We start from the raw sequence: 935 nt of genomic DNA, 5'->3' as shown, positions 1-935 counted from the left end.
GAAGGTGCGCTGGCATCGGCACTGGGCGAGTTTATCGAGCGACTGAACTGCAACTTCTTCTACAACGATCAGTTCTGGGGCGAGGACATCGCCAACGCGGCGTTTGTGCATTACCCGGACGAGCGCTGGTTCAAGCCTGGCCCGAAGGACGAACTGCCGACTGAAATCCTCGACGAGTACTGCCTGAAGGTTTACGACCGGGATGGCGAGCTGCGTGGCTCGCATCTGTACGACACCAACTCCGGCAACACCCAGCGTGGCATTTGTTCACTGCCGTTTGTGCGCCAGTCGGACAATGAGGTGGTGTACTTCCCGTCCAACCTGATCGAAAACCTGTTCCTGAGTAATGGCATGAGCGCTGGCAACACCCTGGCCGAAGCTCAGGTGCAGTGCCTGTCGGAGATCTTCGAGCGCGCGGTCAAGCGCGAAATCCTCGAAGGCGAAATGGCCCTGCCGGATGTGCCGCAGCAAGTGCTGGCGAAGTACCCGGGCATTCTGGCCGGTATCCAGGCCCTGGAAGAACAGGGCTTCCCGGTGCTGGTCAAGGATGCATCGCTGGGCGGGGAGTTCCCGGTGATGTGCGTGACCTTGATGAACCCGCGTACCGGTGGCGTGTTTGCCTCGTTCGGCGCGCACCCAAGCCTGGAAGTGGCGCTGGAGCGCAGCCTGACGGAACTGCTGCAAGGTCGCAGTTTCGAAGGCCTGAACGATCTGCCTCAGCCGACCTTCGAAGGTCAGGCAGTGACTGAGCCGAACAACTTTGTCGAGCACTTTATCGATTCCAGCGGTGTGGTCTCGTGGCGCTTCTTCAGTGCCAAACCGGATTTCGAATTCGTTGAGTGGGATTTCTCCGGTCAAGGCGAAAACTCCAATGTCGACGAGGCCGCGACCTTGTTCGGCATTCTCGAAGACATGGGCAAAGAAGTGTACATGGC

General features: G+C 59.0%; 1 protein-coding gene. It reads left to right on the top strand.

Translation table 11 applies throughout. The features are described from left to right. The coding region (locus AC1DVH_RS31825; protein WP_477757126.1) for a YcaO-like family protein at positions 1-935 on the top strand (935 nt) is incomplete at both ends.

The organism is Pseudomonas sp. P4_C3 (assembly GCF_056402075.1).
The sequence above is the reverse complement of the archived record's forward strand: the minus strand, read 5'-3'. Positions and strand labels throughout refer to the sequence as shown.